The sequence below is a fragment of the Actinomadura sp. RB99 genome, assembly GCF_014706005.1.
In the GTDB taxonomy this organism is placed as follows: domain Bacteria; phylum Actinomycetota; class Actinomycetes; order Streptosporangiales; family Streptosporangiaceae; genus Spirillospora.
Window position 1 is genome coordinate 57,386 of sequence record NZ_JABMCA010000040.1, and the last position, 24,445, is coordinate 81,830.

The following is a 24,445-nucleotide window of genomic DNA, read 5'->3' on the forward strand; positions in this document are numbered from 1 at the left end:
GAGGGGGATTCCCACATGGCTGACCCGAAGGGTTTCCTGACCGTCCCGCGGGAGCTCCCGAAGCGCCGCCCGGTGGACGTCCGGATCAGGAGCTGGTCGGAGGTCTACGAGAGCTTCGGCAACGACCGGCTGGAGAAGCAGGCCAGCCGCTGCATGGACTGCGGCATCCCGTTCTGCCACCAGGGCTGCCCGCTCGGCAACCTCATCCCCGAGTGGAACGACCTCGTCTACCGCAAGGACTGGCACGAGGCGATCGAGCGGCTCCACGCCACCAACAACTTCCCGGAGTTCACCGGGAGGCTGTGCCCCGCCCCGTGCGAGAGCGCCTGCGTCCTCGGCATCAACCAGGACCCGGTCGCCATCAAGCGGGTCGAGGTCGAGATCATCGACCGGGCGTTCGCCGAGGGCTGGGTGCGGCCGCAGCCGCCCGCGGTGAAGACCGGCAAGAAGGTCGCCGTGGTCGGCTCCGGCCCGTCCGGGCTCGCCGCCGCCCAGCAGCTCACCCGCGCCGGGCACGACGTCACCGTGTACGAGCGCGCCGACCGGATCGGCGGCCTGCTGCGCTACGGCATCCCCGAGTTCAAGATGGAGAAGCGGCACCTCGACCGGCGCCTCGCCCAGATGCGCGCCGAGGGCACCTCCTTCAAGACCTCGGTGAACGTCGGCGTCGACATCACCGCCGCCGAGCTGCGCGAGCGCCACGACGCCGTCGTCCTCGCGGGCGGCGCCACCGTCTGGCGCGACCTGCCCATCCCCGGGCGGGAGCTCAAGGGCGTCCACCAGGCGATGGAGTACCTCCCGCCGTCCAACAAGGTGCAGGAGGGCGACTTCGACAAGTCCCCGATCGACGCCGCGGGCAAGCACGTCGTCGTGATCGGCGGCGGCGACACCGGCGCCGACTGCATCGGCACCGCGATCCGGCAGGGCGCCGCCTCGGTCACCCAGCTGGAGATCATGCCGCGGCCGCCGGAGGAGCGCACCGGCGCCCAGCCGTGGCCGACGTACCCGATGCTGTTCAAGATGGAGAGCGCCCACGAGGAGCTCGCCGGCCTGGGCGGCGACCGGCTGTACGCGGTGTCCACCACCGAGTTCGTCGGCGACGAGGACGGCAACGTGCGGGCGCTGCGGATCGTCGAGGTCGGCGGCCCCGACACCGGCTTCAAGCCGGTCGAGGGCACCGAGCGGGAGATCCCGGCGCAGCTCGTCACCCTCGCGATGGGCTTCCTCGGCCCGCAGCGCGAGGGCCTGCTGGACCAGCTCGGCGTCGAGCTGGACCAGCGCGGCAACGTTGTCCGCGACCGCGACTACCGGACCTCGGTGGACGGGGTGTACGCGGCCGGCGACATGGGCCGCGGCCAGTCCCTGATCGTCTGGGCGATCGCCGAGGGACGCGCCGCCGCGCACGGCGTGGACCGGTTCCTCACCGGCCACACCGCCCTGCCCTACCCGATTCCGCCCACCGCGCGACCGATAGCCTGATCCGCGAACATTAGCCCGCCGCGCCTCCGGTGTCCGCCGGAGGCGCGGCGGCGTCGCGCGTACGGGGGTTCCCATGCCGACCCGGCAGATCGAGGTCACCGACTGGCACCTGGAGCAGCTCGGCCCCGCCGAACTGCGGCCCGCCCGGGTGCCGGACGTCCCCGTCGCCATCGCCCGCGCCGAAGTGCCCAGCCCCGAGCTGAGCCGCTACCTGTACACCGCGGTCGGCGGCGGCCACTACTGGACGGACCGGCTCGCCTGGACCTACGACCAGTGGCTCAACTGGCTGTCGCGCCCCGGCGTGGAGACCTGGGTCGCGCACGTCCGCGGCACCCCCGCCGGCTACGCCGAGCTCGACCCGCAGCCGGGCGGCCTCGTCGAGATCACCTGCTTCGGGCTGCTGCCCGCCTTCACCGGCCAGGGCATCGGCGGCCACCTGCTCAGCGTCGCCGCCGCCCGCGCCTGGGACCTCGCCACCCGCTGGGACGACCGCAAGCCCACCCGCCGCGTCCGGCTCACCACCAGCTCCAACGACCACCCCGCCGCGCTGAAGAACTACCAGGCCCGCGGCTTCCGCGTCTACGACGTCACCGTGGCCACCGGCACCTTCGACCACACCCCGCCGGGCCCCTGGCCCGGCGCCCGCTGACCCGGGGGACCGGCCGACGACCGCCGCCGCCGACGGACACGGTCAGCCCGCCAGCGGCACCGCCAGCTCCCGCAGCACCTCCACCAGGAGCTCCACGTCCGCGCTCGTGGTCCGCCAGTTCAACAGCGCCGGCCGGAACACCGTCATCCCCCGGTACCGGCTCGTGCCCGCATAGACGCGGCCGTCCGCGAGCAGCGCCTCGCCGAGCCGCGCGTTCAACTCGTCCAGCCGCTCCTCGGGAACGCCCGCCGGACGGTACCGGAAGCACACCACGCACAGCCGCACGGGCGCCAGCAGCTCCAGATCCGGTGCCGCCTCCACCAGCGACCCCAGATGCGCGGCCAGGTCCAGATGCCGCTCCACCATCGCCCGGTACCCGTCCCGCCCGTACGCCCGCAGCGTCGCCCAGATCGGCAGCGACCGCGCCCGCCGCGACGACTCCGGCCCCAGCATGTTGTAGTTGATCCGGTCGCCGTCATCCTCCGGCAGGTACGCCGCGCCCCACGCCCCGAACGCCCGGCTCAGCACCGACGGATCGCGGACGAACGAGAACCCGCTCTCGTACGGCACGTTCAGCCACTTGTGCCCGTCCACCGTCACCGAGTCCGCCCGCTCCACCCCCCGCGCCAGGCCCGCCGTCCGCGGCGACAGCGCCGCGAACATCCCGAACGCCCCGTCCACGTGCAGCCACGCCCCGTGCCGCTCCGCCAGGTCCGCCAGGTCCGCGACCGGATCGGAGTCGCCCGTGTTCACCTCCCCGAGGTTCGCCACGATCACCGCCCGGCCGCCCGCCTCCGCCAGCGCCGCGTCCATCGCCGCCAGATCCACCCGGCCCGCGTCGTCGCGCGCGAACACCCGCAGCGTGTCCCGCCCGCAACCGAGGATCTGCAGCGCCTTGCGCGTGCTGACGTGCACCAGCCCGCTGCTGAACACCGGCATCGCCGGCAGCCCCGCCAGCCCCTGCGACGCCGCGTCCACCCCGTGCCGGCCCGCCCACCACTGCCGCGCGCACGCCAGCCCCGTCACGTGCGCCAGCGTCGCGCTCGGCGTCAGCACCCCGCCGAACGACGCCGGCAGCCCGAACAGCTCCTTCAGCCAGCGCAGCACCACCGTCTCCGCCCGCGCCGCCAGCGGCGACGTCAGCCACAGCCCCGCCGCCTGGTCCAGCAGCGACGCCGTCCAGTCGCCCGCCATCGCCGCCGGCGTCGACCCGCCCACCACGAAATGGAAGAACCGCGGACCGGACGAGTGCGTCGCCGCCGCCGTCCCCACCCGCACCAACCGCCCGACCGCCGCCGGCGCCCCCTCGCCCCGCTCCGGCAGCGGCCCGTCCAACTCGTCCAGCAGGACGTCCATCGCCCGGTCGTGCACCGGGCGCTCCGCCAGCCCGTCCAGGTACGGCCCCGCCGCCTCCACGACCGGACCCAGCGCGGCGGCCGCCCTGTCATGTTCGTCCAGAGGATCGCTCATGGCACCAGCAGACCACACGAACCGCCCGACGGATCACCGTCATCCGCTTGTGGGGAACGTACGGGTCCGCTACCGTCCCGCCCCATCCCCGCGCGGGACACCAGGGGCCCGGTCGCCCACCGCTGGGGCGGCCGGGCCCACCGCGTCCGATTCCTCCAAGACCGGCCTCACCCCACCGCCCTACGGTGAGGCCCCATGAGAACGCTCAACGCCACCGACCTCGCCCGCGCCCGGGAGTTCATGCGGCGCAACGCCCGCGTCATCGACCGCCGCCGCTTCGACCTCCACTTCCACGGCGCCCCCGCCGCACCCCTCCTCGCCGCCCTCGCCGCCTACGAGAACCCCGACGGCGGCTACGGCCACGCCCTCGAACCCGACCTGCGCGGCGAGGCGAGCCAGCCCGCCGCCGCCCAGCACGCCCTCGACGTCCTCCACGAGGCCGGCGCCGACGACCACCCCGCCGTCGACCGCATCGCCGCCCACCTCGCCGCCATCACCACCCCGGACGGGGGAGTGCCCTTCGTCCTGCCCGCCGTCCACGACGCCCCCCACGCGCCCTGGTGGCAGACCCCCGACGACCCGCCCGCCGCGATCAACCCCACCGCCGCCCTCGCCGGCCGGCTCCACCGCGCCCGGTCACGCCACCCCTGGCTCGACACCGCCACCGCCTTCTGCTGGCGCCACCTCGACGACCCGCCCGCCGACCCCGGCCCCTACGACGTCCTCGCCCTGCTCGCCTTCCTCGACCACGTGCCCGACCGCGCCCGCGCCGAAGCCGCCTTCACCCGCCTGCGCGACACCTTCGCCGACCGCGCCCGCAGCGACCACCAAGACCCCCTCGACTTCGCCCCCGCACCCGGCGGATACGGGCACCGCCTCCTCGGCGACACCGCCATCGAGGCCGCGCTCGACGCCCTCATCGACGCCCAGGACGAGGACGGCGGCTGGGACGTCCGCTTCCTCATCTGGACCCCCGCCACCCGCCCCGAATGGCGCGGACACGTCACCGTCGAACGGCTCAAAACCCTGCGCGCCTACGGCCGCCTCAAACCCTGACCTCCGCCCCGCGGCCCGGCCTCGGCGGACGCCCTCCCCACCCACCCGGCGGCGTCCGCCTCACAACAGGACCCGGACGGGAGCCCCCGCCAGCGCCCGCACCTCGTTCGCGAGATGCGGCTGATCGGCATACCCCGCCGCCTGCGCCACGTCCGCCAGCGCCATCCCCGAGCGCGCCAACCCCAGCGCCCGCTGGAACCGCAGCACCCGCTGCAGCGTCTTCGGCCCGTACCCGAACGCCGCCAGCGAACGCCGCCGCAACTGCCGCTCACCCAGCCCCACCGCGTCCGCCACCTCGCGCACCGACCCGCCGGCGAGCCCCGCCACCACCACCGGAACCAGCGGATCCACCGGCCCCGCCAGCGCCGCCCGCGCCCGCACACCCGCCACCAGCACGGCACGCCGCGCCTCCCGCGACCCGGCCCCGGCCACCGCGTCCGCCAGCTCGTCCGCCGCCCCGCCCCACAGGTCCCGCAGCGGCCCCCGCCCGTCCCGCAGCGCGTCCGCCGGCACCCCCAGCACCGGCGGCGCCGCCCCCGGCCCGAACCGCACCGCCACCATCTCCGCCCCCGGACGCAGCGCCGCCGGCATCGGACCCGTGTCCGGGCCCGCCACCTGGATCCCGTCCGCCGACCAGATCACGTCCACGCACCCGTCCGGCACCACCCGCTGCACGAACGGCTCCGCACCCGCCGGCAGCGCGGCCGTCCACGAGCAGACCAGCCCCGCCCCGCGCTCGGGGACCTCGCGATAGCCCGTGGGATTCATCACCCCTGCATACCACCCGCCTCCCCGGGCAGAGGACGCGAAGAACCGAATGGGAGGAACAGAACATGCCGTCCGATCTCCAGGGCAAGACCATCGCCTTCCTCTGCGCCCCCGAAGGCACCGAGCAGGTCGAGCTCACCGAACCGTGGAAGGCCGTCGAGCAGGCCGGCGCCACCCCGCGCCTCGTCTCCACCCAGTCCGGCCGCCTCCAGGCCTTCGACCACCTCGACAAGGCCGACACCTTCCCCGTCGACACCACCGTGGACGTCTCCGACCACACCGAGTTCGACGGCCTCCTGCTGCCCGGCGGCGTCGCCAACCCCGACTTCCTCCGCACCCAGCCCAAGGCCGTCGCGTTCGCCAAGTCGTTCTTCGACGCCGGCAAGCCCGTCGCCGTCATCTGCCACGGGCCGTGGACGCTCATCGAGGCCGACGTCGTCCGGGGCCGCACCATGACGTCCTGGCCCAGCCTCCAGACGGACCTGCGCAACGCCGGCGCGACATGGGTCGACGAGGAGGTCGAGGTCTGCGAGGCCGGCCCCAACGTGCTCGTCAGCAGCCGCAAGCCCGGCGATCTCAAGGCCTTCTGCCAGGCCGCCGTCGACGCCTTCGGACGGTGACCGGGCGGCCATGGTCTAGACCTCTGACCTAGACCATTCGGTGAACCTTGGGCGACCGCATCCTGCACGAATATCCGTACCAACGGGTAACTAAGTACGGTTGTGACGTGACCCGTCGAGCGAAGATAGTCAGCACCATCGGTCCCGCCTGCTCCAGCACGGAGCAGATCCACGCCCTCGTCGAAGCCGGCATCGACGTCGCCCGGCTCAACATGAGCCACGGCGAGCACGCCGTACACGAAGAGGTCTACCACCGGATCAGAGCGGCCGCCGAGGCCACCGGACGCGGCGTCGGCATCCTGGCGGACCTCCAGGGCCCCAAGATCCGCATCGGGCGGTTCCCGGACGGCCCCGTCCGCCTCACGCTCGGCGACGAGTTCACCATCACCACCGAGGACGTCCCGGGCACCCGCCGCGAGGTCTCCACCACCTACCAGGGCCTGCCCGGCGACGTCGGCCCCGGCGACACCGTCCTCATCGACGACGGCCGCGTCGCCCTCGAGGTCACCGCCGTCGACGGCCCCCGCGTCCGCACCACCGTCACGGTCGGCGGCATGGTGTCCGACAACAAGGGCCTCAACCTGCCCGGCGTCCCCGTCAGCGTCCCCGCCCTCACCGAGAAGGACGAGACCGACCTGCGCTGGGCCCTGCGCCTCGGCGTCGACCTCGTCGCCCTCTCCTTCGTCCGCACCCCCGCCGACGCCGACATCTGCTACCAGATCATGGAAGAGGAGGGCGTCCGCGTCCCCCTCATCGGCAAGATCGAGAAGCCGCAGGCCGTCGAACTCCTCCCCGAGATCGTCGCCGCCTTCGACGGCATCATGGTCGCCCGCGGCGACCTCGGCGTCGAACTCCCCCTCGAACAGGTCCCGATGGTCCAGAAGCGCGCCATCGAACTCTGCCGCGAGAAGGCCCGCCCCGTCATCGTCGCCACCCAGATGCTCGAATCCATGATCTCCGCGCCGCGCCCCACCCGCGCCGAGACCTCCGACGTCGCCAACGCCGTCTTCGAGGGCGCCGACGCCGTCATGCTCTCCGGCGAGACCAGCGTCGGCCAGTACCCGATCGAGTCCGTCCGCACCATGAGCCGCATCGTGGAGACCGCCGAGCAGGCCACCCTGCACGCCACCCACACCCTGCAGCGCATGCCCGAGACCGTCGGCGGCGCCATCGCCCGCGCCGCCGCCGAGGTCGGCGCGATCGTCGGCGCCGAGGCCCTCGCCGCCTTCACCATGTCCGGCGAGACCGCCCGCCGCCTGTCCCGCTACCGCTCCCCGATCCCGCTGCTCGCCTTCACCTCGGTCCCCGCCGTCCGGGGACGGCTCGCGCACGTCTGGGGCGTCGAGACCTTCATCGTCCCCCAGGTCGACCACACCGACGCCATGTTCCGCCAGGTCGAGCAGGCCCTCCTCGAACTCGGCCGCTGCCAGAAGGGCGACAAGGTCGTCGTCGTCGCCGGCTCGCCCCCCGGCACCCCCGGCTCCACCAACGCCCTCCAGGTCCTCAACATCGGCGAGGGCCACTGACCCGGCGCCGACCGGCCGCCGACCCGCAAGGGCCGGCCCGGCCGGCCGCGCGCCGCTCCAGGCGTTGATCACCGCCGGGTCTCATTTGCACGACGCTCCGGCCACCACGTCAACCATCAATACTTGGCCCCCACGAACTCGTCCAGCCGAGCCGCCGCCTCCCGCCTGGCCACCGAGAAGTTCCTCTCGGTCATCTGCGTCCACTCGATTCCGAGGCGGTCCAGCGCGTCGGTGAACAGCCGCTGGATGTCCAGCGAGGCGTTCGCGAAGTTGTAGCGCGGGTACTCGTACCAGCGGTCTCCGTCCTTGAGACGCTTGCGCACGCGGTTCGTGGTCCGGCACCCGTCCGAGTGGATCAACCCTCGGACGAACTCCTCGGTGCACTCGTCGACGATCTCTCGCTGCCACCCGGCCAGCTCGATCTTCCGCGTGTGCTTCATGCCCGGGCCATGCTGGGGGAAGAGGCAGGGCCAGTGCTTGGAGTACGAGCCCACCATCGTGCAGCCGGGCTTCTGGCGGCGTCCAACGCGGTTGGACGGCATTACCGAGCGCATGGCGTCGGCAGCCGCTTCGATCAGGCCGGGCCAGGTGTCGGCGCAGGCGATCTCCAGCCGGTGGACGCCGTTCGGCTGTCGCGCGATGTGGCCATCGCCGAGGTAGAGCCCCAGGAGGTAGGCATAATCTCGGCTCTCGAGCGGGCGGCCGAAGCACCGGGGACAGTCGCGTCTGATGCGACGGTCGGACCTTGCGAGAAGGGATTCCGCATGTGCTGAAAGAGGGCCGCTTGCCGGAGGGCGGGTTTGGTGTCCGAGGTCGGCGATTGCCAGTTTGGCCCGCCAACGACGAAGCGTTGTGACGTTGATCTTCCACTCGGCGGCGATCTCATGGTCCGTCTTGGCGGGCGAGGAGAGTCGGCGGCGAAGCTCTTCGTGGTCATCCGTGTTCATGGAGTAATGCTCTCGCCAGGCTCTGACAAAACCATGGGCGGCAAGGCGCGCGGCCGTGGTCAAGGCGGCCTCGACCGGCTATGAGCTCCCCGACGTCGGCGCTAGTGAAGGGGTGGCCCTTGGGGCGCTGCGGTGGTGCAACTGTCGCGAAAGCGAAAGATCGATGAACTCGAATGCAGCGTTCAGGGTGGACGTTCGACGCCCTGACGTGCAGAAAAGTGCCCCGGGTGGGACTCGAACCCACACTGTACGGGTTTTGAATCCGCTCCCTACTGCCAATTGGGGTACCGGGGCATCTTCCCGGCATACGGGAAGAAAGGGACTTGCCTGGCCAGCCGGGCAGGGCCGACGGTGACCAGGGTAGCGGGTTCGGTAGGCTCGTGCGCGTGGAGAGCGCTCGGCGAGTTGTGATCGCGGAAGACGAGGCCCTGATCCGGCTGGACCTGAAGGAGATGCTTCAGGAGGACGGCTACGAGGTCGTGGGCGAGGCCGGGGACGGGGAGACCGCGGTCCGGCTGGCCGGCGAGCTCAAGCCCGATCTGGTGATCCTGGACGTGAAGATGCCCGTCCTGGACGGCATCTCGGCGGCGGAGCGGATCTCGGCGGACCGGATCGCGCCGGTGGTGATCCTTACGGCGTTCTCCCAGCGCGAGCTCGTCCAGCGGGCCACCGAGGCGGGCGCGATGGCCTACCTCGTCAAGCCGTTCGCCAAGACCGACCTCGCGCCCGCCATCGAGATGGCGGTGAGCCGGTACACCGAGCTGCGGGCGCTGGAGGCCGAGGTCGCGGGGCTGCAGGAGCGGCTGGAGACCCGCAAGGTGGTGGACCGGGCGAAGGGGCTGCTGCAGGAGGCGAACGGCTGGTCCGAGCCCGAGGCGTTCCGGTGGATCCAGAAGACCTCGATGGACCGCAGGCTCACCATGAGGGCCGTGGCGGAGGCCGTGGTGGCGGGCGCCACCGGCACCGCGGGCGGTGCCGCGAACGGCGAGGGCGAGCCCTCCGCGGGCTGACCGTCTGCCCTGTCATCCGGCGCGTTGTCAAGGTCCAATGCGCCCGTGCCGGACCGGCCATGGTCGGCACGCTCCGTAATCGTGCCTGGCAAAACGGGGGAACCGATGGGCACGGGGGCGTAACGAACCAATAACCCTTCGATCCGGGGGTGCTGATCTGGGTCGGGTCCACGGTGTACGACATAGCTGGTCCCCGAGTGACCGATATCTCCTCCCGGGAGCGGTCGGCGTCGGGGCATGACTCGTACCCGATCCGGTGCGGATCCGGATGTGAAAGGTTGGGCACCTTGCGGCGCAACAGGATGAGGGTGACCGGCGCTATCGCGCTGGGAGCGGCGATGGCGCTGGGCGCCGCCGCCTGCGGTTCGGGAGACAGCGGCGGTGGCAAGGATCTGACGATCGCCTACATCGGTGTCCAGACCGGCGACAACTCCCCTGAGCTCGGGATCAACATCTCCAACGCGGTGAAGCTGGCGATCGACCAGTACAACGCCACGAACCCGAAGAAGAAGGTCAAGTTCAAGATCTACGACACCAAGGGCGACCCGGCCGTCGCGCCAGGCCAGGTCCAGAAGGCGATCGACGACGACGTCACCGCGGTCGTCGGCCCGGTGTTCTCCGGCGAGTCCAAGGCCACGGTGCCGAGCCTGGAGGAGGCGGAGATCCCGAACATCTCCCCCTCGGCCACCTCCACCGCGCTCGGCAAGAACGGCTGGAAGTTCTGGCACCGGCTGATCTCGAACGACGACGCGCAGGGCCAGGTCGACGGCGACTTCATCGTGAAGACGCTGGCCGCCAAGAAGGTCTTCGTCATCGACGACAACCAGGAGTACAGCGTCGGCCTGGCCGACAAGGTGTTCTCGACGGTGCAGGCGCAGGGCGTCACGCCGCAGCGCGACAAGATCGACCCGAAGGCGACCGACTACTCCAGCACCGTCAACAAGGTGAAGGCGGCCAAGCCGGACGCGATCTTCTTCGGCGGGTACTACAACGGCGGCGACAAGCTGCTCAAGCAGCTCCGCGACGGCGGCGTGACCGCCAAGTTCGTCTCCGACGACGGCGCGCTCGACCAGAAGCTGGTCGACGGCGCCGGCACGAAGCAGGCGGAGGGCGCGCTGGTCTCGTGCGCGTGCCAGTCGATCAACCCGACGGCCGACAACCCGGCCGTCGCGAAGTTCATCAACGACTACAAGGCCGCGTTCCACAAGGACCAGGGCACGTACTCGGCCGAGGGCTACGACGCCGCGAACGCCATCCTGGGCGCCTTCAAGGCCGGCAAGACCTCGACCAAGGACGTCAACGACTACCTCAAGACGGTGAACTTCCAGGGCGTGTCGAAGCCGGTCAAGTTCGAGGCGAACGGCGAGATCCAGGTCAAGACCATCTACATGTTCCAGGTGGTCGGCGGGAAGCTGAAGTTCCTCGGCGACGCCGCCAAGGTCAAGCCCGAGTGAGCTAGGCCCGCCACGACGCAGGACGGACGCCGGTCCTCCGGCGCGGGGCGGGAGCGCCACAGCGCTCCCGCCCCCTCTTTCTTGAGGAACCCTCTGTGCTCCACGACTTCACATCCCAGTTCTGGGCGAACACGGTCGACGGGCTGACCGTCGGTTCGATCTACGCGCTGGTCGCGCTCGGCTACACGATGGTCTACGGCGTGCTCCGGCTCATCAACTTCGCCCACTCCGAAATCTTCATGATCGGGACGTTCGGCGGGCTGACCCTGATCCAGGTGGTCGGCTTCGACAACGGCCCCTACACCGGCATCGCCCTGGTGGGCGTGCTGCTGGCGTGCCTGGTGGCGTCGATGGTCGCCTCGGGCGGGGCGGCGCTGCTGCTGGAGCTGGTCGCCTACCGGCCGCTGCGCCGCAAGGGGGCGTCGCGGCTGGCGGCACTGATCTCGGCGATCGGCGCGTCGCTGTTCCTGCAGGAGCTGTTCGCGACGACCGTGATCCCGCACTTCTTCGGGCACGGCGGCGGCCGCGACCCGATCCACGTGCCGGACCTGCTGAAGAAGGAGACGCTGTTCTCGATCGGTTCGGGGGACGTCCGCAACGACAAGCTGCTGATCTTCGTGGCGGCGATCGTGATGATGGTCGTCCTGGACCGGTTCGTGAACGCCTCCAAGCTCGGCCGCGGCATCCGGGCCACGGCGCAGGACCCCGAGACGGCGGTGCTGCTCGGGGTGAACATCGACCGGGTCGTCGTCGTGACCTTCGTGGTCGGCGGGTTGATGGCGGGGGCGGCGGGCTTCTTCTTCGCGCTCCTCTACCAGCAGACGATGTTCAACATCGGCTTCATCCTCGGCATCAAGGCGTTCACGGCCGCGGTGCTCGGCGGCATCGGGAACCTGCGCGGCGCCCTCGTCGGCGGGTTCACGCTGGGGCTCATCGAGAACTACGGTGGCTCCATCTTCGGCTCCGAGTGGAAGGACGTCATCGCGTTCACGCTTCTCGTGGTCATCCTCCTGTTCCGTCCCACCGGCATCCTCGGTGAGTCCCTCCAGCAGGCGCGCGCATGAGCGACAACACGAACAAGACAGCGAACACGGCGGGGTGGCGCGGTGCGTTCACCGGCCCCCTGGAGGCCGTCCGCACGCACTGGGACGGGGCACCGGGGTGGGAGCGCTGGGCGGTCTACGTCCTGCTGGTCATCGGTGCGCTGTTCCTGCCGTACGAGGGTCTGGCGCCGGTGATGTCGCCGGAGTCGGCGTGGTCCACGATCCTGTTCTATCCGATCGGGATCTACGTGCTGCTCGCGCTGGGCCTGAACGTGGTGATCGGGTACGCCGGGATGCTCGACCTCGGGTACGTGGCGTTCTGGGCGATCGGCGCGTACACGATGGCGACGATGGCGGTGAAGCACGGGATCGGGTTCTGGCCGCTGCTGCCGTGCGGGATCGTGCTGGCGGCGGTGTCCGGGGTGATCCTGGGCGCTCCGACGCTGCGGTTGCGCGGTGACTACCTGGCGATCGTGACGCTCGGTTTCGGGGAGATCGTCCGGAAGGTCGCGGAGAACACGAACTGGCTGGGCGGCACGCGAGGGATCAACAACATCCCGCACCCGCCGAGCCATGAGGGCGTGTGGTTCGCCGGGGTGGACCTGTTCACGTACAAGATCAGGGACGCGCGGCCGTACTACTACCTGCTGGTCGCGGTGATCGTGGTTGTGATCATCTTCTCGAAGCGGCTGGAGGCGAGCCGGATCGGGCGGTCCTGGACGGCGATCCGGGAGGACGAGGACGCGGCCGAGATCATGGGCGTGCCGACGTTCAAGTTCAAGCTGCTGTCGTTCGCGACGGGCGCGGCGATCGGCGGGGCGGCGGGCGTGGTGTTCGCGGCGAAGACGAGCTACGTCGCGCCGGCGAACTTCCCGTTCCTGCTGTCGGCGACGATCCTGGCCGCGGTGGTGCTGGGCGGCGCGGGCAACATCCCGGGCGTGATCGTGGGGGCGTTCCTGGTGGCGTGGCTGCCGGAGCGGTTCCGCGGCCTGGCCGACTACCGCGACCTGGCGTTCGGCGCCATCCTCGTGGCGATGATGATCTTCCGTCCGGAGGGGCTGATCCCGTCGAGACAGCGCAAGGCCGAGATGGCCGAGGGCGGCGGAGGGATGGGCCATTTGGGCGCGGAGATCGACACCGCGTCCGGTTCGGAGGCCGAGGTGGGGAGCAGATGAGCGAGGTGTCCGGCGCCGCGGGCGGCAAGACCGGCGGCGCCCTGCTCGAGCTGTCGCAGGTGACGATGCGCTTCGGCGGCGTCGTCGCGCTGAACGCGGTCGACCTGGCGGTGCGCGAGGGCGAGATCTTCGCGCTGATCGGGCCGAACGGCGCGGGCAAGACGACGGTGTTCAACACGGTGACCGGGGTGTACCGGCCGACGTCGGGCGAGATCAGGTTCGCGGGCGGCCGGCTGAACGGCCTGAAGCGGTACCAGGTCACCAAGCGCGGCGTCGCGCGGACGTTCCAGAACATCCGGCTGTTCCCGAACATGACGGCGGAGCAGAACGTGCAGGTGGGCGCGGACGCGCACCACAACGCCGGGCTGATCAGCGTGACGTTCGGGCTGCCCCGGCACCGGCGGGCCGAGCGCGAGGGCAAGGCGCTGGCGCGGGAGCTGCTGGACTTCGTCGGGGTGTCGCACCGCACGCACGACATGGCGAAGAACCTGCCGTACGGCGACCAGCGGCGACTGGAGATCGCGCGGGCGCTGGCGACGGACCCGAAGCTGCTGCTGCTGGACGAGCCGGCCGCCGGGATGAACCCGGCGGAGAAGAACGCGCTGATGGAGCTGATCCGCAAGATCCGCGACAACGGCCGGACGGTGCTGCTGATCGAGCACGACATGGGCCTGGTGATGGGGATCAGCGACCGCGTCGCGGTGCTGGACTTCGGACAGAAGATCGCCGACGGGCTGCCCGCCGAGGTGCAGAACGACCCGAAGGTGATCGAGGCGTACCTGGGGGCTCCGGCCGATGCTTCTTGAACTGAGGGACGTGCACGTCCACTACGGCAAGATCGAGGCGCTCAAGGGCGTGTCGCTGCAGGTGGACGAGGGTGAGATCGTCTCGCTGATCGGCGGGAACGGCGCGGGGAAGACCACCACGCTGAAGACGATCTCGGGGCTGCGGTCCTGCTCGTCGGGGTCGGTGTTCTTCGACGGCGCCGACATCGGGTCGATGCCGGGGCACAAGCGGGTGCTGGCGGGCATCGGGCAGGCGCCGGAGGGCCGGGGGATCTTCCCGGGCATGTCGGTGCACGAGAACCTGCTGATGGGCGCGTACGCCCGCAAGGACGACCATTCCAAGGAGCTGGCGGAGGCGTACGAGCTGTTCCCGCGGCTGGCGGAGCGGCGTTCGCAGGCGGCGGGCACGATGTCGGGCGGCGAGCAGCAGATGCTGGCGATCGGCCGGGCGCTGCTGTCGAAGCCGAAGGTCCTGCTGCTGGACGAGCCGTCGATGGGGCTGGCGCCGATGCTGGTGCAGCAGATCTTCTCGATCATCGAGGAGATCAACCGGCGCGGGACGACGATCCTGCTGGTGGAGCAGAACGCGCAGCAGGCGCTGCGGCTGGCGGATCGCGCGTACGTGCTGGAGACGGGCCGGATCGTGCGGTCGGCGCCGGCGGCGGAGCTGCTGGACGACCCGCAGGTGCGGGCGGCGTATCTGGGCGGCGACGTCGGCGGGGCTCCCGCTGAGGCGGCGGGCGAGGACGGTGCTGTCGCGCTGGGCAAGGCCGCGCCGGGCGAGCCCGGGGCCGGGTCGGGGTCCGGCGAGGCGAAGGCCGGCGGGGCGCCCGCGGCCGGGGAGCCGGACGGTGCGGAGGCGCCCGACGGCAAGTAGAGGGCCCGGACGTCTGACATGACCCCGGGGCGGGGCCGCCGCTCACCGCAACGGCAGTTCCGCTCCGGGGTCGTGCTGTAGCGGGACGCCCAGGTCGTCGGTGGGGGAGGAGTAGAGCCGCAGCGCCCGGATCCGCGCGTCCTTGGGGATGTCGTACATCAGGTCGAACTCGATGCGGTCGTGGGAGCCGAGTTCGATGTCGGTGGGCTGGCGCTTGACCCGCATCGCGTTCACGTCGGGCGGGTAGGCGCCGCGCGAGGTGACGAGCAGCTGCCGGTCGAGGTCGATCTTGTGGAAGGTCGCGTAGCGGTTCTCGGCGATCATGCGGACGCGGGCGAAGCCGCCGAGCCGGGACGGCAGGTCGGCGTGGCTGCCGGTGATGGTGGTGAGGCCGGAGCTGAGGCCGATCGCGGCGAACGCGATCCGCCCGTCGGTGACCTCGCGGTAGGGGAGGGGGCTCTCGTCGTCGCGGACGGCGCGGGCGGGGACGCGGTAGTGGGCGTCGTCGTGGCCGCCGCAGGCGGACGCCAGCGGGAGGAGCGGGGCGAGGAGCAGGAGGGCCGCGGCGGCGCGCGGGCGTCCTGCCGGTAAGGGCCGCATGATCCGCACGGTAGGGCGGCGTCTCCGGCGCCCGCCAGATCATGGGGTGTCCTGGGACCGTCCCGTGATCTGCGCCGTGCCGTGGGGGCGTCCCGGAGATGTACCGGGCCTGGGATCACCTTTGGGGCCGTACGGCCCTCGCGGGCGCGTGCGTTGTCTACTCGGTGATCCCAGGCCGTTCCGATCCACGCTACAGACCCCGGCCGGTCGATCGCAAAGAAAGCCGCGGATCGGACGCGGGGCGGCGCGGCGTCCGCCGAGGTCCGCGCCCCGGCGCGGCCCCGCCGGGGTCAGGAGGCGGGGGCGTCGCGGAGCATGCAGGTGAGGCGGGCGGTGCACACCCGGCGGTCCTGCTCGTCGGTGATGACGATGTCGTAGGTGGCGAGCGTCCGGCCGCCGTGGGCGCGGGTGGCGACGCCCGTGACGTAGCCGTCCGTCGCGGACCGGTGGTGGGTGGCGTTGATCTCGATGCCGACGGCGATGCGGCCCGGCCCGGCGTGCATCGCCGACCCGGCGGACCCGAGGGTCTCGGCGAGCACGCAGGACGCGCCGCCGTGCAGCAGCCCGTACGGCTGGGTGTTGCCCTTGACCGGCATGCGGCCGACGACCCGTTCGGCGGACACCTCCAGGTACTCCACGCCCATCGCCTTGGCCAGGTCGCCGCGGGACTCCATCCCCTCACCGGAAAGGATCTTCGCGGCCAGGTCGTCCCGGCTCAGGCCGTCGGTGTCGCTCACTTACGCCTCCACAAAACTGTCGTACGCGCAGACTAGAGTCCTGGTGTGGCGAACGAACCAGCGACCCCTGACAAGCGTGACCGGCTCCTCCTGCTCGACGGGCATTCCCTGGCCTACCGCGCGTTCTTCGCGCTGCCGGTGGAGAACTTCTCCACCACGGACGGGCAGCCGACGAACGCGGTGTACGGCTTCACCTCGATGCTCATCAACGTCCTGCGCGACGAGCAGCCCACCCACATCGCGGTGGCGTTCGACCGCAGCGAGCCGACCTTCCGGCACGAGCAGTACGTGGAGTACAAGGCGGGGCGGCAGAAGACGCCCGACGAGTTCCGCAGCCAGGTCAGCCTGATCTTCGAGGTGCTGGACGCGCTGCGCATCCCGCGGATGTCGGTCGCGGGGTTCGAGGCCGACGACATCATCGCCACGCTGTCGGTGCAGGCCACCGAGGCCGGGCTGGACACCCTCGTCGTCACCGGCGACCGCGACGCGTTCCAGCTCGTCAACGAGCACGTCACGATCCTGTACCCGGTCAAGGGCGTGTCGGAGCTGGCCCGGATGGACCCGGCCGCGGTCGAGGCCAAGTACGGGGTGCCGCCCGAGCGGTACCGGGAGCTGGCCGCGCTGGTCGGGGAGAGCAGCGACAACCTGCCGGGCGTGCCCGGCGTCGGCCCGAAGACCGCCGCGAAGTGGCTGACCAAGTACGGCGACCTCGACACCCTCGTCGCCAAGGTCGACGAGATCAAGGGCAAGGCCGGCGACAACCTGCGCGAGCACCTGGCCGGGGTGCTGCGCAACCAGCAGATCAACAAGCTCGACACCAACGTGGGGCTGGAGCTGACGCCGCCGCAGCTGACGATGGGGCAGTGGGACCGCGACGAGATCCACACCCTGTTCGACTCGCTGCAGTTCCGGGTGCTGCGCGAGCGGCTGTACTCCTCGCTGTCCGCGGCCGAGCCGGAGGCCGACGAGGGCTTCGAGGTGCAGGTCGACGCGCTGGAGCCGGGCGCGCTCGGCGCCTGGCTGGACGCCAACGGCGGCACCCGGCTCGGCCTCGCCGTCACCGGCTCCTGGGGGCGCGGCACCGGCGAGGTCACCGCGCTCGCGCTGGCGTCCAAGGACGGGCCCGCCGTCCACCTCGACCCGGCGGAGCTGATCGAGGACGACGAGCGCGCGCTGGCCGCGTTCCTGTCCGACCCGTCCCGCCCCAAGGCGATCCACGAGGCGAAGGGCCCGATGCTGGCGCTCGCCGCGCGCGGCATGCGCCTCGACGGCGTCACCAGCGACACCGCGCTGGCCGCCTACCTGGCGCTGCCGGGGCAGCGTACGTTCGACCTCGCCGACCTCGTCCTGCGCTACCTGCACCGCGAGCTGCGCAGCGAGACCGAGGACTCCGGGCAGCTGACCCTGGACGGGTCGGGCGAGGAGGAGGCCGCCGAGGCCCTCGCCGTCCGCGCGCGCGCCGTCACCGAGCTGGCCGACGTCCTCGACCGCGACCTCGACAAGCGCGGCGCGACGCGGCTGCTGCACGAGGTGGAGCTGCCGCTCGTCCGGGTGCTGGCCGACATGGAGCGCGCGGGCATCGCCGTGGACGCCGACCACCTCGCCGGCCTGTCGGCGTCGCTCGGCGGCCAGGTGAAGGAGCAGGAGCAGCAGGCCCACGCCGCCGTCGGGCACGAGTTCAACCTCGGCTCGCCGAAGCAGGTGCAGCAGGTGCTGTTCGACGAGCTGAACCTGCCGAAGACCAAGCGGACCAAGACCGGCTACACCACCGACTCCGAGGCCCTCACCACGCTGCTGGAGAAGGACGGGCACCCGGTCCTGGAGCACATCCTGCGCTGGCGCGAGGTCGCCAAGCTGAAGAGCATCGTCGACTCGCTCATCCCGATGGCCGACGACGCGGGTCGCATCCACACCACGTTCAACCAGATGATCGCCGCGACCGGGCGGCTGTCGTCCACCGACCCGAACCTGCAGAACATCCCGATCCGCACCGCCGAGGGCCGGCAGATCCGGGAGGCGTTCGTCGTCGGCGGCGGGTTCGAGTCGCTGCTGACCGCCGACTACTCCCAGATCGAGCTGCGGATCATGGCGCACCTGTCGGAGGACGCGGCGCTGCTGGAGGCGTTCGGGACCGGCGCCGACTTCCACACCATCACCGCGTCCCGCGTGTTCGGGCTGCCGCCCGAGCAGATCGACTCCGAGCTGCGCGCCCGCATCAAGGCGATGAACTACGGCCTGGCGTACGGGCTGTCGGCGTACGGGCTGTCGCAGCAGCTGCGGATCTCCCCGGACGAGGCGCGCGGCCTGATGGAGGAGTACTTCCAGCAGTTCGGCGGCGTCCGCGACTACCTGCGCGACATCGTCGCCAAGGCCCGCCAGGACGGCTACACCGAGACCATCCTCGGCCGTCGCCGCTACCTGCCCGACCTCAACTCCGACAACCGGCAGCGCCGCGAGATGGCCGAGCGGATGGCGCTGAACGCGCCCATCCAGGGCTCGGCGGCCGACATCATCAAGGTCGCGAGCCTGAACGTCGACCGCGCCCTGCGCGAGGCGGGCCTGACCTCCCGGATGCTGCTGCAGGTCCACGACGAGCTGGTGTTCGAGGTCGCCCCGGGCGAGCTCGACGACCTCAAGTCCCTCGTCAGCGACCAGATGGCCGGGGCCTACGCCCTCCGCGCGCCCCTGAGCGTCTCCATGGGCACCGGCCGCACCTGGCAAGAAGCAGCGCACTAGCCGGTTCCGCCCGGTCCGGGTGCCCCGCGTCCGTTTGGGCGCGGGGCATTTTTTCATGCCCGCTCGCGGGGTCCTGCGGGCGGGGTGTCCGGGTTTACCAGGGGGTTTCGCGCTTGGTGCGATGCGGGGCGGCACTGGAGTGGTCTGTGGAGATCATTCGGGTACGCCGGTCGGTGTCCGTTGATGTCCGGGGGGTCGTACGCTGTCCCCCTGGTCCTGTTCGGGTCTACCGGCGGGGGAAACGTGCCTCTCCTTCACAAGATCGCTGGAGTTGTGGTCGTCTGCGCCGTGATCCTGGGGCTGACGTTGCCAGGGGAGCGGCGCGGGCGCGATGAGGACGCCGCGGCGGCGCAGGCCGGGGCGACCGAGCGGGCCGCGCGCGACGGCCGGCCGGCCGAGGCGGCCAAGCCGTCCGGGCCCCCGCCGCCCGGTGCGGCGGCGTCCCCGAGCGCGTCGGCGAGCGCGGCGGCGGCGGAGCCCGTCCGGCTCGCGGCGGCGACGCCCGCGGCGGTGCAGGCGAAGGCCGACGAGCTGGGCCAGATCCCGGTGCTGATGTACCACCGGATCATGGTCAAGCCGGAGCAGTCGCTGGACCGCTCGACCAAGGAGCTGCACGACGAGCTGACGCGGCTCGCCAAGGACGGCTACGTGCCGATCACCGCGGCGCAGTTCGTCAGCGGGCGGATCGACGTCCCGGCCGGCAAGCACCCGGTCGTGCTCACCTTCGACGACAGCACGCCCGGGCACTTCGGGCTGGACCCGCAGGGCAACCCGAATCCCGATACGGCGGTCGGCGTCATCGAGCAGGTGGCGCGGGAGAACCCGGGGTTCCGCCCGACGGCGACGTTCTACCTGAACAAGGACCTGTTCGGGATGAGCGGCGTGCAGGCCGCCGCGGGCCTGAAGTGGCTCACCCAGCACGGGTACGAGATCGCCAACCACACCTTGTCGCACCCCGACCTGTCGCACTTGTCCAAGGACCAGGTGTACAAGGAGATCGGCGGCATGGAGGACGAGATCGTCAAGATGACGGGGACGCACACGACGACGTTCGCCTACCCGTTCGGGGTCGCCCCGCACAAGACGGCGTGGGCGGAGAAGAAGGACGGCTCGTACGCCTTCCAGGGGATCTTCCTGGCGGGGTGGCGGCCGTCGGTGTCGCCGTTCGACGCGAAGTTCGACCGGTGGGCGATCGACCGGGTGCGGTCCGAGGGCAAGATCAAAGAGGACGACTGCAAGCAGTTCTGCTCGACGGCCTGGCTCGACTATCTGGACAAGCACCCCGATGAGCGGTACACATCTGACGGTGACCCGAACACGGTGACGTTTCCCAATATGCTCGAGGACCGGCTGGGCAAGCCGTACCGGGCCTGGGCGCGGGTCTACTGATGCGCGCGGGCGGGCGGCGTACGCACCGGATTGACCAGGCGCGCCGCGTCCCATATTCTGATCGCTGCGCTGTGGGCCTGCGCGCGCTTCGGACGGAGCAGGCTCGCGCTCGGTCAGGTCGGCGACATCGGTTCGGTTCACTGACGCGGTCAGCACCGCGTTCCTTCCGGTTCTCGGCAGGGCGGACGGCCCTCCGCGCACAACCCATAACGACTTCCATGTCCGTACCGGAGCCAGCCGACACATGACGAGTAGCACCGAGGCCACCTCGACCACCCCGCAGGTAGCGGTCAACGACATCGGGTCCGAGGAAGCCTTCCTCGCGGCGATCGATGAGACCATCAAGTACTTCAACGACGGCGACATCGTCGAAGGCACCGTCGTCAAGGTCGATCGTGACGAGGTCCTCCTCGACATCGGCTACAAGACCGAGGGCGTCATCCCCTCGCGCGAGCTGTCCATCAAGCACGACGTCGACCCCAACGAGGTCGTCGCCGTCGGCGATCACGTCGAGGCCCTCGTCCTCCAGAAGGAGGACAAGGAAGGCCGGCTGATCCTGTCCAAGAAGCGCGCCCAGTACGAGCGCGCCTGGGGCACGATCGAGAAGATCAAGGACGAGGACGGCATCGTCACCGGCACGGTCATCGAGGTCGTCAAGGGCGGTCTCATCCTCGACATCGGCCTGCGGGGCTTCCTGCCCGCGTCGCTGGTCGAGATGCGCCGGGTCCGCGACCTGCAGCCGTACGTCGGCCGCGAGCTCGAGGCGAAGATCATCGAGCTGGACAAGAACCGCAACAACGTGGTCCTGTCCCGCCGCGCCTGGCTGGAGCAGACGCAGAGCGAGGTCCGCCAGACCTTCCTCAACACCCTGCAGAAGGGCCAGGTCCGCAAGGGCGTCGTCTCCTCGATCGTCAACTTCGGCGCGTTCGTCGACCTCGGCGGCGTCGACGGCCTGGTGCACGTCTCCGAGCTGTCCTGGAAGCACATCGACCACCCCTCCGAGGTCGTCGAGGTCGGCCAGGAGGTCACGGTCGAGGTCCTGGACGTCGACATGGAGCGCGAGCGCGTCTCCCTGTCGCTCAAGGCGACCCAGGAAGACCCGTGGCAGCAGTTCGCCCGCACCCACCAGATCGGCCAGGTCGTGCCGGGCCGCGTCACCAAGCTGGTGCCGTTCGGCGCGTTCGTCCGGGTCGAGGAGGGCATCGAGGGCCTGGTGCACATCTCCGAGCTGGCCGAGCGCCACGTGGAGATCCCCGAGCAGGTCGTCCAGGTCGGCGACGAGATCTTCGTGAAGATCATCGACATCGACCTCGACCGGCGGCGGATCAGCCTGTCGCTCAAGCAGGCCAACGAGGGCGCCGCGGGGATCGAGGAAGAGGACTTCGACCCGACCCTGTACGGCATGCCGGCGGAGTACGACGAGCAGGGCAACTACAAGTACCCCGAGGGCTTCGACGCCGAGACGGGCGAGTGGCTGCCGGGCTTCGACGAGCAGCGCGAGACCTGGGAGCGGCAGTACGCCGAGGCCCGCGCCCGCTTCGACGCCCACCGCAAGCAGATCGAGGAGGCCCGCAAGGCCGAGGCGGAGGCCGAGACCGGCCCCGCGACCGGCGGCGGGGAGACCTCCTACTCCGGCGGCGGGGAGAGCGAGTCGGGCGGTGGCGCGCTGGCCACCGACGAGGCCCTCGCCGCGCTGCGGGAGAAGCTGTCCGGCGGCCAGTGATCCGTCACTGACCCCGCACTGACGGCGGCGGCCCGGCGGGCCGCCACGACCACGGCCGGAGCGCGATCCCTGGATCGCCTCCGGCCGTGGCCGCTTTTCCGCCCGCGGACCCGGCGGCCTCGCCCGCGCCCGGACGTCCTCGCCCGGACCCGGCGGCGCCGTCCCACGGAGCGGGCGCCGCCGACCGAGCCCGGCGGCGTCCTCCGCAGAGCCGACCGCGCCGACCGCGCCGACCGCGGGATCGTGCGGCGGGACCCCGTCCCGCCCGTCCCGCCGGCCCCGCGCGGGCCCGTATGATCGTCCGGTGGTGTGATCGGTTCCGCTCCCGGCGGGTTTCGCCCGCGAAGCGCCCGCCGGGGCCGTAGAGTCCGCAGGGGCCGCGCAGTGCCGCGCCGCCGCCACCCCCGAAGGTCCGCTCGTCCCCCGGGAGCACTCGTTCAATTGGCCAGCACAGAAGTAGGCACGAAGATCGGCGGCCCGGCGGCGCAGGGGCCGTCCATCGTCCCGCAGGGGCCCGCCCGGCTGACGCTCATCGCGATCACGGTCGCGGTGCTCGCGCAGACCCTGCGCTTCTCGCTTCCCCAGCTCGACCACTTCGCCGACGACGCCGGCATGGGCGTGGCCGCGATCGCCGTGCTGGCGGTCTACCTCGCCGGGTTCGCCGCGCCGCTGGTGCGCCGCGCCGCCGGGCCGAGCGGGCTGCTGCTGGCCGGCGTCGGCGGGCTGTTCGCCGTCCGGCTGCTCGCCCAGGCGATCGGCCCGCAGACCTGGCTGGCGTTCGTCGGCACCGCCGTCGGCATGATCGCGGTCGCGGCGCTGTTCGAGGGGGCGCGCGGGCTGTCCGGCGTCGGGTTCGCCACCGCGACCGTCGCGGGCCTGTCCGCCGACACCGCGGTCCGGATGTGCTTCGCCACCTGGGACCCGGTGTGGCGGAGCGGGATCGGGCCGTGGGCGGCGTGCCTGGCGTTCGTGGCGCTCGGCGCCGCCGCCCTGTACCGGGAGCTGTCGTCCGGGCCGGTCACGGCGCCGGGCCTGTCCTGGCGGGACGCGATGGGCGCCGCCGCGTTCGGGCCGTTCCTCGCGCTGCAGGTGCTGGTGCTGGCCAGCCCCGCGTTCGTCGCCTCGTCCGGCTGGCAGTCGCTGACCGCCGCGCACATCGCGATCGTCGTCGGGCAGGGCCTGGCGCTGGCGTTCCTGGCGTCCGGGCTCGCCGTCCGCGCCGTCCCCGGCGGGGTCTGCGTGCTCGGCGGCACCGTGCTCGGCGTCGGCGCCGGCGCGGTCGCCGGGACGTACGCGGTCACCGGCATCGAGGTCGTGCCGATCGTCGTCCTCGGGCAGGTGCTGTCGGCGTGGCTGCTGGCGGTGGCGTGCCGGGCGCCGCTGCGCCGCGCCGGAACCGGCGGGCCGGTCTGGCGGATCGACGTGGGCGCCGCCCTCGGCGGCTTCCTGATCCTCGTCCTGCTCGTCCCGTACCAGGTCAGCGCGCTGTCGCCGCTGCCGTTCCCGAACAACGTCCTGCCGGGCGTCGCGGGCATCGCCCTCGGCGGGCTCGCGGCCGCCGCGGCGGCCCGGGGCGGTCCGCTGCCCGCGCGCGCGCCGCTGCGCGCGCTGACCGGCGGCGCCGCCGCGCTCGCCCTGCTGCTCGGCACCGTGGTGTTCACGGTGGCCGCGCCGGACGGGACGGCGAAGGCCGGGCCCGTCCCCGGCCAGGTCCGCCTGCTCAGCTACAACATCGAGGACGCCATCAACCAGAAGGGGCGGCTGGACCCCGAGGGCGTCGCCCGCACCATCGAGGGGCAGCGCGCCCAGGTCGTCCTGCTGCAGGAGGCGAGCCGTGGGTCGCTGCTGTCGGGCACCGCCGACCTCGGCGTCTGGCTGTCGCGGCGGCTCGGCATGAAGCTGATCTGGGGGCCCGCGGCGGACGGCCAGTTCGGCAACGCGATCCTGACCTCGCTGCCCGTCCGCAGCTCCGGCACGGGCCGGATGCAGAAGGGCGACTGGTCGCAGATCCGCGGGTACGTGTGGGCGCGGCTGGCCGTCGGCGGCAGCACGATGGACGTCTGGTCGACCCGCCTGCAGGGCGGCGACGGGCAGAGCGGCGAGCGGTCCCGCGAGGTGGCGGCGCTGCTGCGCGCCTGGGGCGGCGCGCCCCGGACCGTCATCGGCGGCGACTTCGGCGCCGGGCCCGGAAGCCCCGAGGTCGCCGGCATGACCGACGGGACGGACCTGCGGAACGCCGCGCTCGGCGGCGACGCGTCCCCGACCTCCGTCGACGGCGACCGCACCGACTACGTCTTCGGTTCCGACGGGGTGATGTTCACCGACTACGACGTTCCCCGTTCGGGGGCGTCCGGCCACTATCCGGTCGCGGTGACGCTCCGGATCGGGAAGTGAGGCGACC

Annotated in this window: 20 protein-coding genes and 1 tRNA gene; 15 read left to right on the forward strand and 6 right to left on the reverse strand. The window is 71.8% G+C overall.

The window, feature by feature from the left end; genetic code table 11:
* The first annotated feature begins 15 nt into the window (after window positions 1–15).
* Both amrb99_RS30060 and amrb99_RS30065 read left to right on the forward strand, forming a co-directional pair.
* Entirely contained in the window at window positions 16–1,479 is a 1,464-nt protein-coding gene (locus amrb99_RS30060; protein ID WP_190862379.1) for a glutamate synthase subunit beta, read from the forward strand.
* Window positions 1,480–1,552: 73 nt separating this feature from the next.
* Window positions 1,553–2,128 carry a GNAT family N-acetyltransferase gene (locus amrb99_RS30065; protein ID WP_190862381.1) on the forward strand — a complete coding sequence of 192 codons (576 nt, stop codon included), beginning with the start codon at window positions 1,553–1,555 and terminating at the stop codon, window positions 2,126–2,128.
* Window positions 2,129–2,170: 42 nt separating this feature from the next.
* On the opposite strand, the gene amrb99_RS30070 is transcribed toward amrb99_RS30065, so the two are convergent.
* Window positions 2,171–3,598, reverse strand: coding sequence for an aminotransferase class I/II-fold pyridoxal phosphate-dependent enzyme (locus amrb99_RS30070; protein ID WP_190862383.1), 1,428 nt, complete (start codon window positions 3,596–3,598; stop codon window positions 2,171–2,173).
* A gap of 195 nt (window positions 3,599–3,793) precedes the next feature.
* Between amrb99_RS30070 and amrb99_RS30075 the strand changes: the two genes are divergently transcribed.
* Window positions 3,794–4,654 (forward strand): hypothetical protein, encoded by an 861-nt coding sequence (locus tag amrb99_RS30075; protein ID WP_190862386.1) that lies wholly within the window; start codon window positions 3,794–3,796, stop codon window positions 4,652–4,654.
* A 60-nt stretch (window positions 4,655–4,714) separates the two neighbouring features.
* Here amrb99_RS30075 and amrb99_RS52635 read toward each other — a convergent pair whose 3' ends face one another.
* Complete coding sequence (locus amrb99_RS52635; protein ID WP_190862388.1) at window positions 4,715–5,422, reverse strand: DUF6597 domain-containing transcriptional factor; 708 nt, start codon at window positions 5,420–5,422, stop codon at window positions 4,715–4,717.
* Between the two features lie 65 nt (window positions 5,423–5,487).
* Here amrb99_RS52635 and amrb99_RS30085 point away from each other — a divergent pair, with 65 nt between their 5' ends.
* Together amrb99_RS30085 and pyk are read left to right on the forward strand one after the other, a co-directional pair.
* On the forward strand, window positions 5,488–6,042 hold the full coding sequence (locus amrb99_RS30085; RefSeq protein WP_190862390.1) for a type 1 glutamine amidotransferase domain-containing protein: 555 nt from the start codon (window positions 5,488–5,490) through the stop codon (window positions 6,040–6,042).
* A 107-nt stretch (window positions 6,043–6,149) separates the two neighbouring features.
* Window positions 6,150–7,568, forward strand: coding sequence for a pyruvate kinase (pyk, locus tag amrb99_RS30090; RefSeq protein WP_190862392.1), 1,419 nt, complete (start codon window positions 6,150–6,152; stop codon window positions 7,566–7,568).
* A 116-nt stretch (window positions 7,569–7,684) separates the two neighbouring features.
* Here the strand turns inward: pyk and amrb99_RS30095 are convergent, their stop codons facing one another.
* Both amrb99_RS30095 and amrb99_RS30100 read right to left on the reverse strand, forming a co-directional pair.
* Complete coding sequence (locus amrb99_RS30095) at window positions 7,685–8,515, reverse strand: helix-turn-helix domain-containing protein (protein ID WP_190862394.1); 831 nt, start codon at window positions 8,513–8,515, stop codon at window positions 7,685–7,687.
* Window positions 8,516–8,734: 219 nt separating this feature from the next.
* Window positions 8,735–8,809, reverse strand: a tRNA-Leu gene (locus tag amrb99_RS30100).
* 86 nt (window positions 8,810–8,895) lie between these two features.
* Here amrb99_RS30100 and amrb99_RS30105 point away from each other — a divergent pair.
* The 6 genes from amrb99_RS30105 (at window position 8,896) to amrb99_RS30130 (ending at window position 14,859) form a co-directional block, all read left to right on the forward strand.
* Complete coding sequence (locus tag amrb99_RS30105; protein WP_347256922.1) at window positions 8,896–9,525, forward strand: response regulator; 630 nt, start codon at window positions 8,896–8,898, stop codon at window positions 9,523–9,525.
* A 302-nt stretch (window positions 9,526–9,827) separates the two neighbouring features.
* Complete coding sequence (locus tag amrb99_RS30110) at window positions 9,828–10,979, forward strand: branched-chain amino acid ABC transporter substrate-binding protein (protein WP_190862431.1); 1,152 nt, start codon at window positions 9,828–9,830, stop codon at window positions 10,977–10,979.
* A 95-nt stretch (window positions 10,980–11,074) separates the two neighbouring features.
* Window positions 11,075–12,043 carry a branched-chain amino acid ABC transporter permease gene (locus amrb99_RS30115; protein WP_190862396.1) on the forward strand — a complete coding sequence of 323 codons (969 nt, stop codon included), beginning with the start codon at window positions 11,075–11,077 and terminating at the stop codon, window positions 12,041–12,043.
* Window positions 12,040–13,197: a branched-chain amino acid ABC transporter permease gene (locus tag amrb99_RS30120; RefSeq protein WP_190862398.1), complete on the forward strand. Its 1,158-nt coding sequence runs from the start codon at window positions 12,040–12,042 to the stop codon at window positions 13,195–13,197. The genes amrb99_RS30115 and amrb99_RS30120 overlap by 4 nt, the downstream gene beginning before the upstream one ends.
* The gene (locus amrb99_RS30125) at window positions 13,194–14,003 is read left to right on the forward strand and encodes an ABC transporter ATP-binding protein (RefSeq protein WP_190862400.1); all 810 of its coding nucleotides are present in this window, start codon (window positions 13,194–13,196) and stop codon (window positions 14,001–14,003) included. The genes amrb99_RS30120 and amrb99_RS30125 overlap by 4 nt, the downstream gene beginning before the upstream one ends.
* Window positions 13,993–14,859, forward strand: coding sequence for an ABC transporter ATP-binding protein (locus amrb99_RS30130; protein WP_190862403.1), 867 nt, complete (start codon window positions 13,993–13,995; stop codon window positions 14,857–14,859). The genes amrb99_RS30125 and amrb99_RS30130 overlap by 11 nt, the downstream gene beginning before the upstream one ends.
* A 42-nt stretch (window positions 14,860–14,901) precedes the next feature.
* Here amrb99_RS30130 and amrb99_RS30135 read toward each other — a convergent pair whose 3' ends face one another.
* Both amrb99_RS30135 and amrb99_RS30140 read right to left on the reverse strand, forming a co-directional pair.
* The gene (locus amrb99_RS30135; RefSeq protein WP_190862405.1) at window positions 14,902–15,459 is read right to left on the reverse strand and encodes a DUF4352 domain-containing protein; all 558 of its coding nucleotides are present in this window, start codon (window positions 15,457–15,459) and stop codon (window positions 14,902–14,904) included.
* Between the two features lie 290 nt (window positions 15,460–15,749).
* Window positions 15,750–16,133: a hotdog fold thioesterase gene (locus tag amrb99_RS30140; RefSeq protein ID WP_190862433.1), complete on the reverse strand. Its 384-nt coding sequence runs from the start codon at window positions 16,131–16,133 to the stop codon at window positions 15,750–15,752.
* 108 nt (window positions 16,134–16,241) lie between these two features.
* On the opposite strand from amrb99_RS30140, the gene polA reads away from it, so the two are divergent.
* From polA to amrb99_RS30160, 4 genes are all read left to right on the forward strand, one after another.
* Window positions 16,242–18,932 (forward strand): DNA polymerase I, encoded by a 2,691-nt coding sequence (polA, locus tag amrb99_RS30145; protein ID WP_347256923.1) that lies wholly within the window; start codon window positions 16,242–16,244, stop codon window positions 18,930–18,932.
* Window positions 18,933–19,175: 243 nt separating this feature from the next.
* Entirely contained in the window at window positions 19,176–20,321 is a 1,146-nt protein-coding gene (locus amrb99_RS30150) for a polysaccharide deacetylase family protein (RefSeq protein WP_190862407.1), read from the forward strand.
* A 244-nt stretch (window positions 20,322–20,565) separates the two neighbouring features.
* Entirely contained in the window at window positions 20,566–22,044 is a 1,479-nt protein-coding gene (rpsA, locus tag amrb99_RS30155) for a 30S ribosomal protein S1 (protein ID WP_151597584.1), read from the forward strand.
* A gap of 441 nt (window positions 22,045–22,485) precedes the next feature.
* Window positions 22,486–24,438, forward strand: a complete 1,953-nt coding sequence (locus amrb99_RS30160; protein WP_190862409.1) for an endonuclease/exonuclease/phosphatase family protein — start codon at window positions 22,486–22,488, stop codon at window positions 24,436–24,438.
* Window positions 24,439–24,445: the final 7 nt, after the last annotated feature.

What these genes read in the sequence shown, in the direction of transcription:
- amrb99_RS30060 (WP_190862379.1), top strand. Translation starts at nt 16, where the DNA reads ATGGCTGACCCGAAGGGTTTCCTGACCGTCCCGCGGGAGCTCCCGAAG.
- amrb99_RS30065 (WP_190862381.1), top strand. Translation starts at nt 1,553, where the DNA reads ATGCCGACCCGGCAGATCGAGGTCACCGACTGGCACCTGGAGCAGCTC.
- amrb99_RS30070 (WP_190862383.1), bottom strand. Translation starts at nt 3,598, where the DNA reads ATGAGCGATCCTCTGGACGAACATGACAGGGCGGCCGCCGCGCTGGGT.
- amrb99_RS30075 (WP_190862386.1), top strand. Translation starts at nt 3,794, where the DNA reads ATGAGAACGCTCAACGCCACCGACCTCGCCCGCGCCCGGGAGTTCATG.
- amrb99_RS52635 (WP_190862388.1), bottom strand. Translation starts at nt 5,422, where the DNA reads ATGAATCCCACGGGCTATCGCGAGGTCCCCGAGCGCGGGGCGGGGCTG.
- amrb99_RS30085 (WP_190862390.1), top strand. Translation starts at nt 5,488, where the DNA reads ATGCCGTCCGATCTCCAGGGCAAGACCATCGCCTTCCTCTGCGCCCCC.
- amrb99_RS30095 (WP_190862394.1), bottom strand. Translation starts at nt 8,515, where the DNA reads ATGAACACGGATGACCACGAAGAGCTTCGCCGCCGACTCTCCTCGCCC.
- amrb99_RS30110 (WP_190862431.1), top strand. Translation starts at nt 9,828, where the DNA reads ATGAGGGTGACCGGCGCTATCGCGCTGGGAGCGGCGATGGCGCTGGGC.
- amrb99_RS30120 (WP_190862398.1), top strand. Translation starts at nt 12,040, where the DNA reads ATGAGCGACAACACGAACAAGACAGCGAACACGGCGGGGTGGCGCGGT.
- amrb99_RS30125 (WP_190862400.1), top strand. Translation starts at nt 13,194, where the DNA reads ATGAGCGAGGTGTCCGGCGCCGCGGGCGGCAAGACCGGCGGCGCCCTG.
- amrb99_RS30130 (WP_190862403.1), top strand. Translation starts at nt 13,993, where the DNA reads ATGCTTCTTGAACTGAGGGACGTGCACGTCCACTACGGCAAGATCGAG.
- amrb99_RS30135 (WP_190862405.1), bottom strand. Translation starts at nt 15,459, where the DNA reads ATGCGGCCCTTACCGGCAGGACGCCCGCGCGCCGCCGCGGCCCTCCTG.
- amrb99_RS30140 (WP_190862433.1), bottom strand. Translation starts at nt 16,133, where the DNA reads ATGGAGTCCCGCGGCGACCTGGCCAAGGCGATGGGCGTGGAGTACCTG.
- rpsA (WP_151597584.1), top strand. Translation starts at nt 20,566, where the DNA reads ATGACGAGTAGCACCGAGGCCACCTCGACCACCCCGCAGGTAGCGGTC.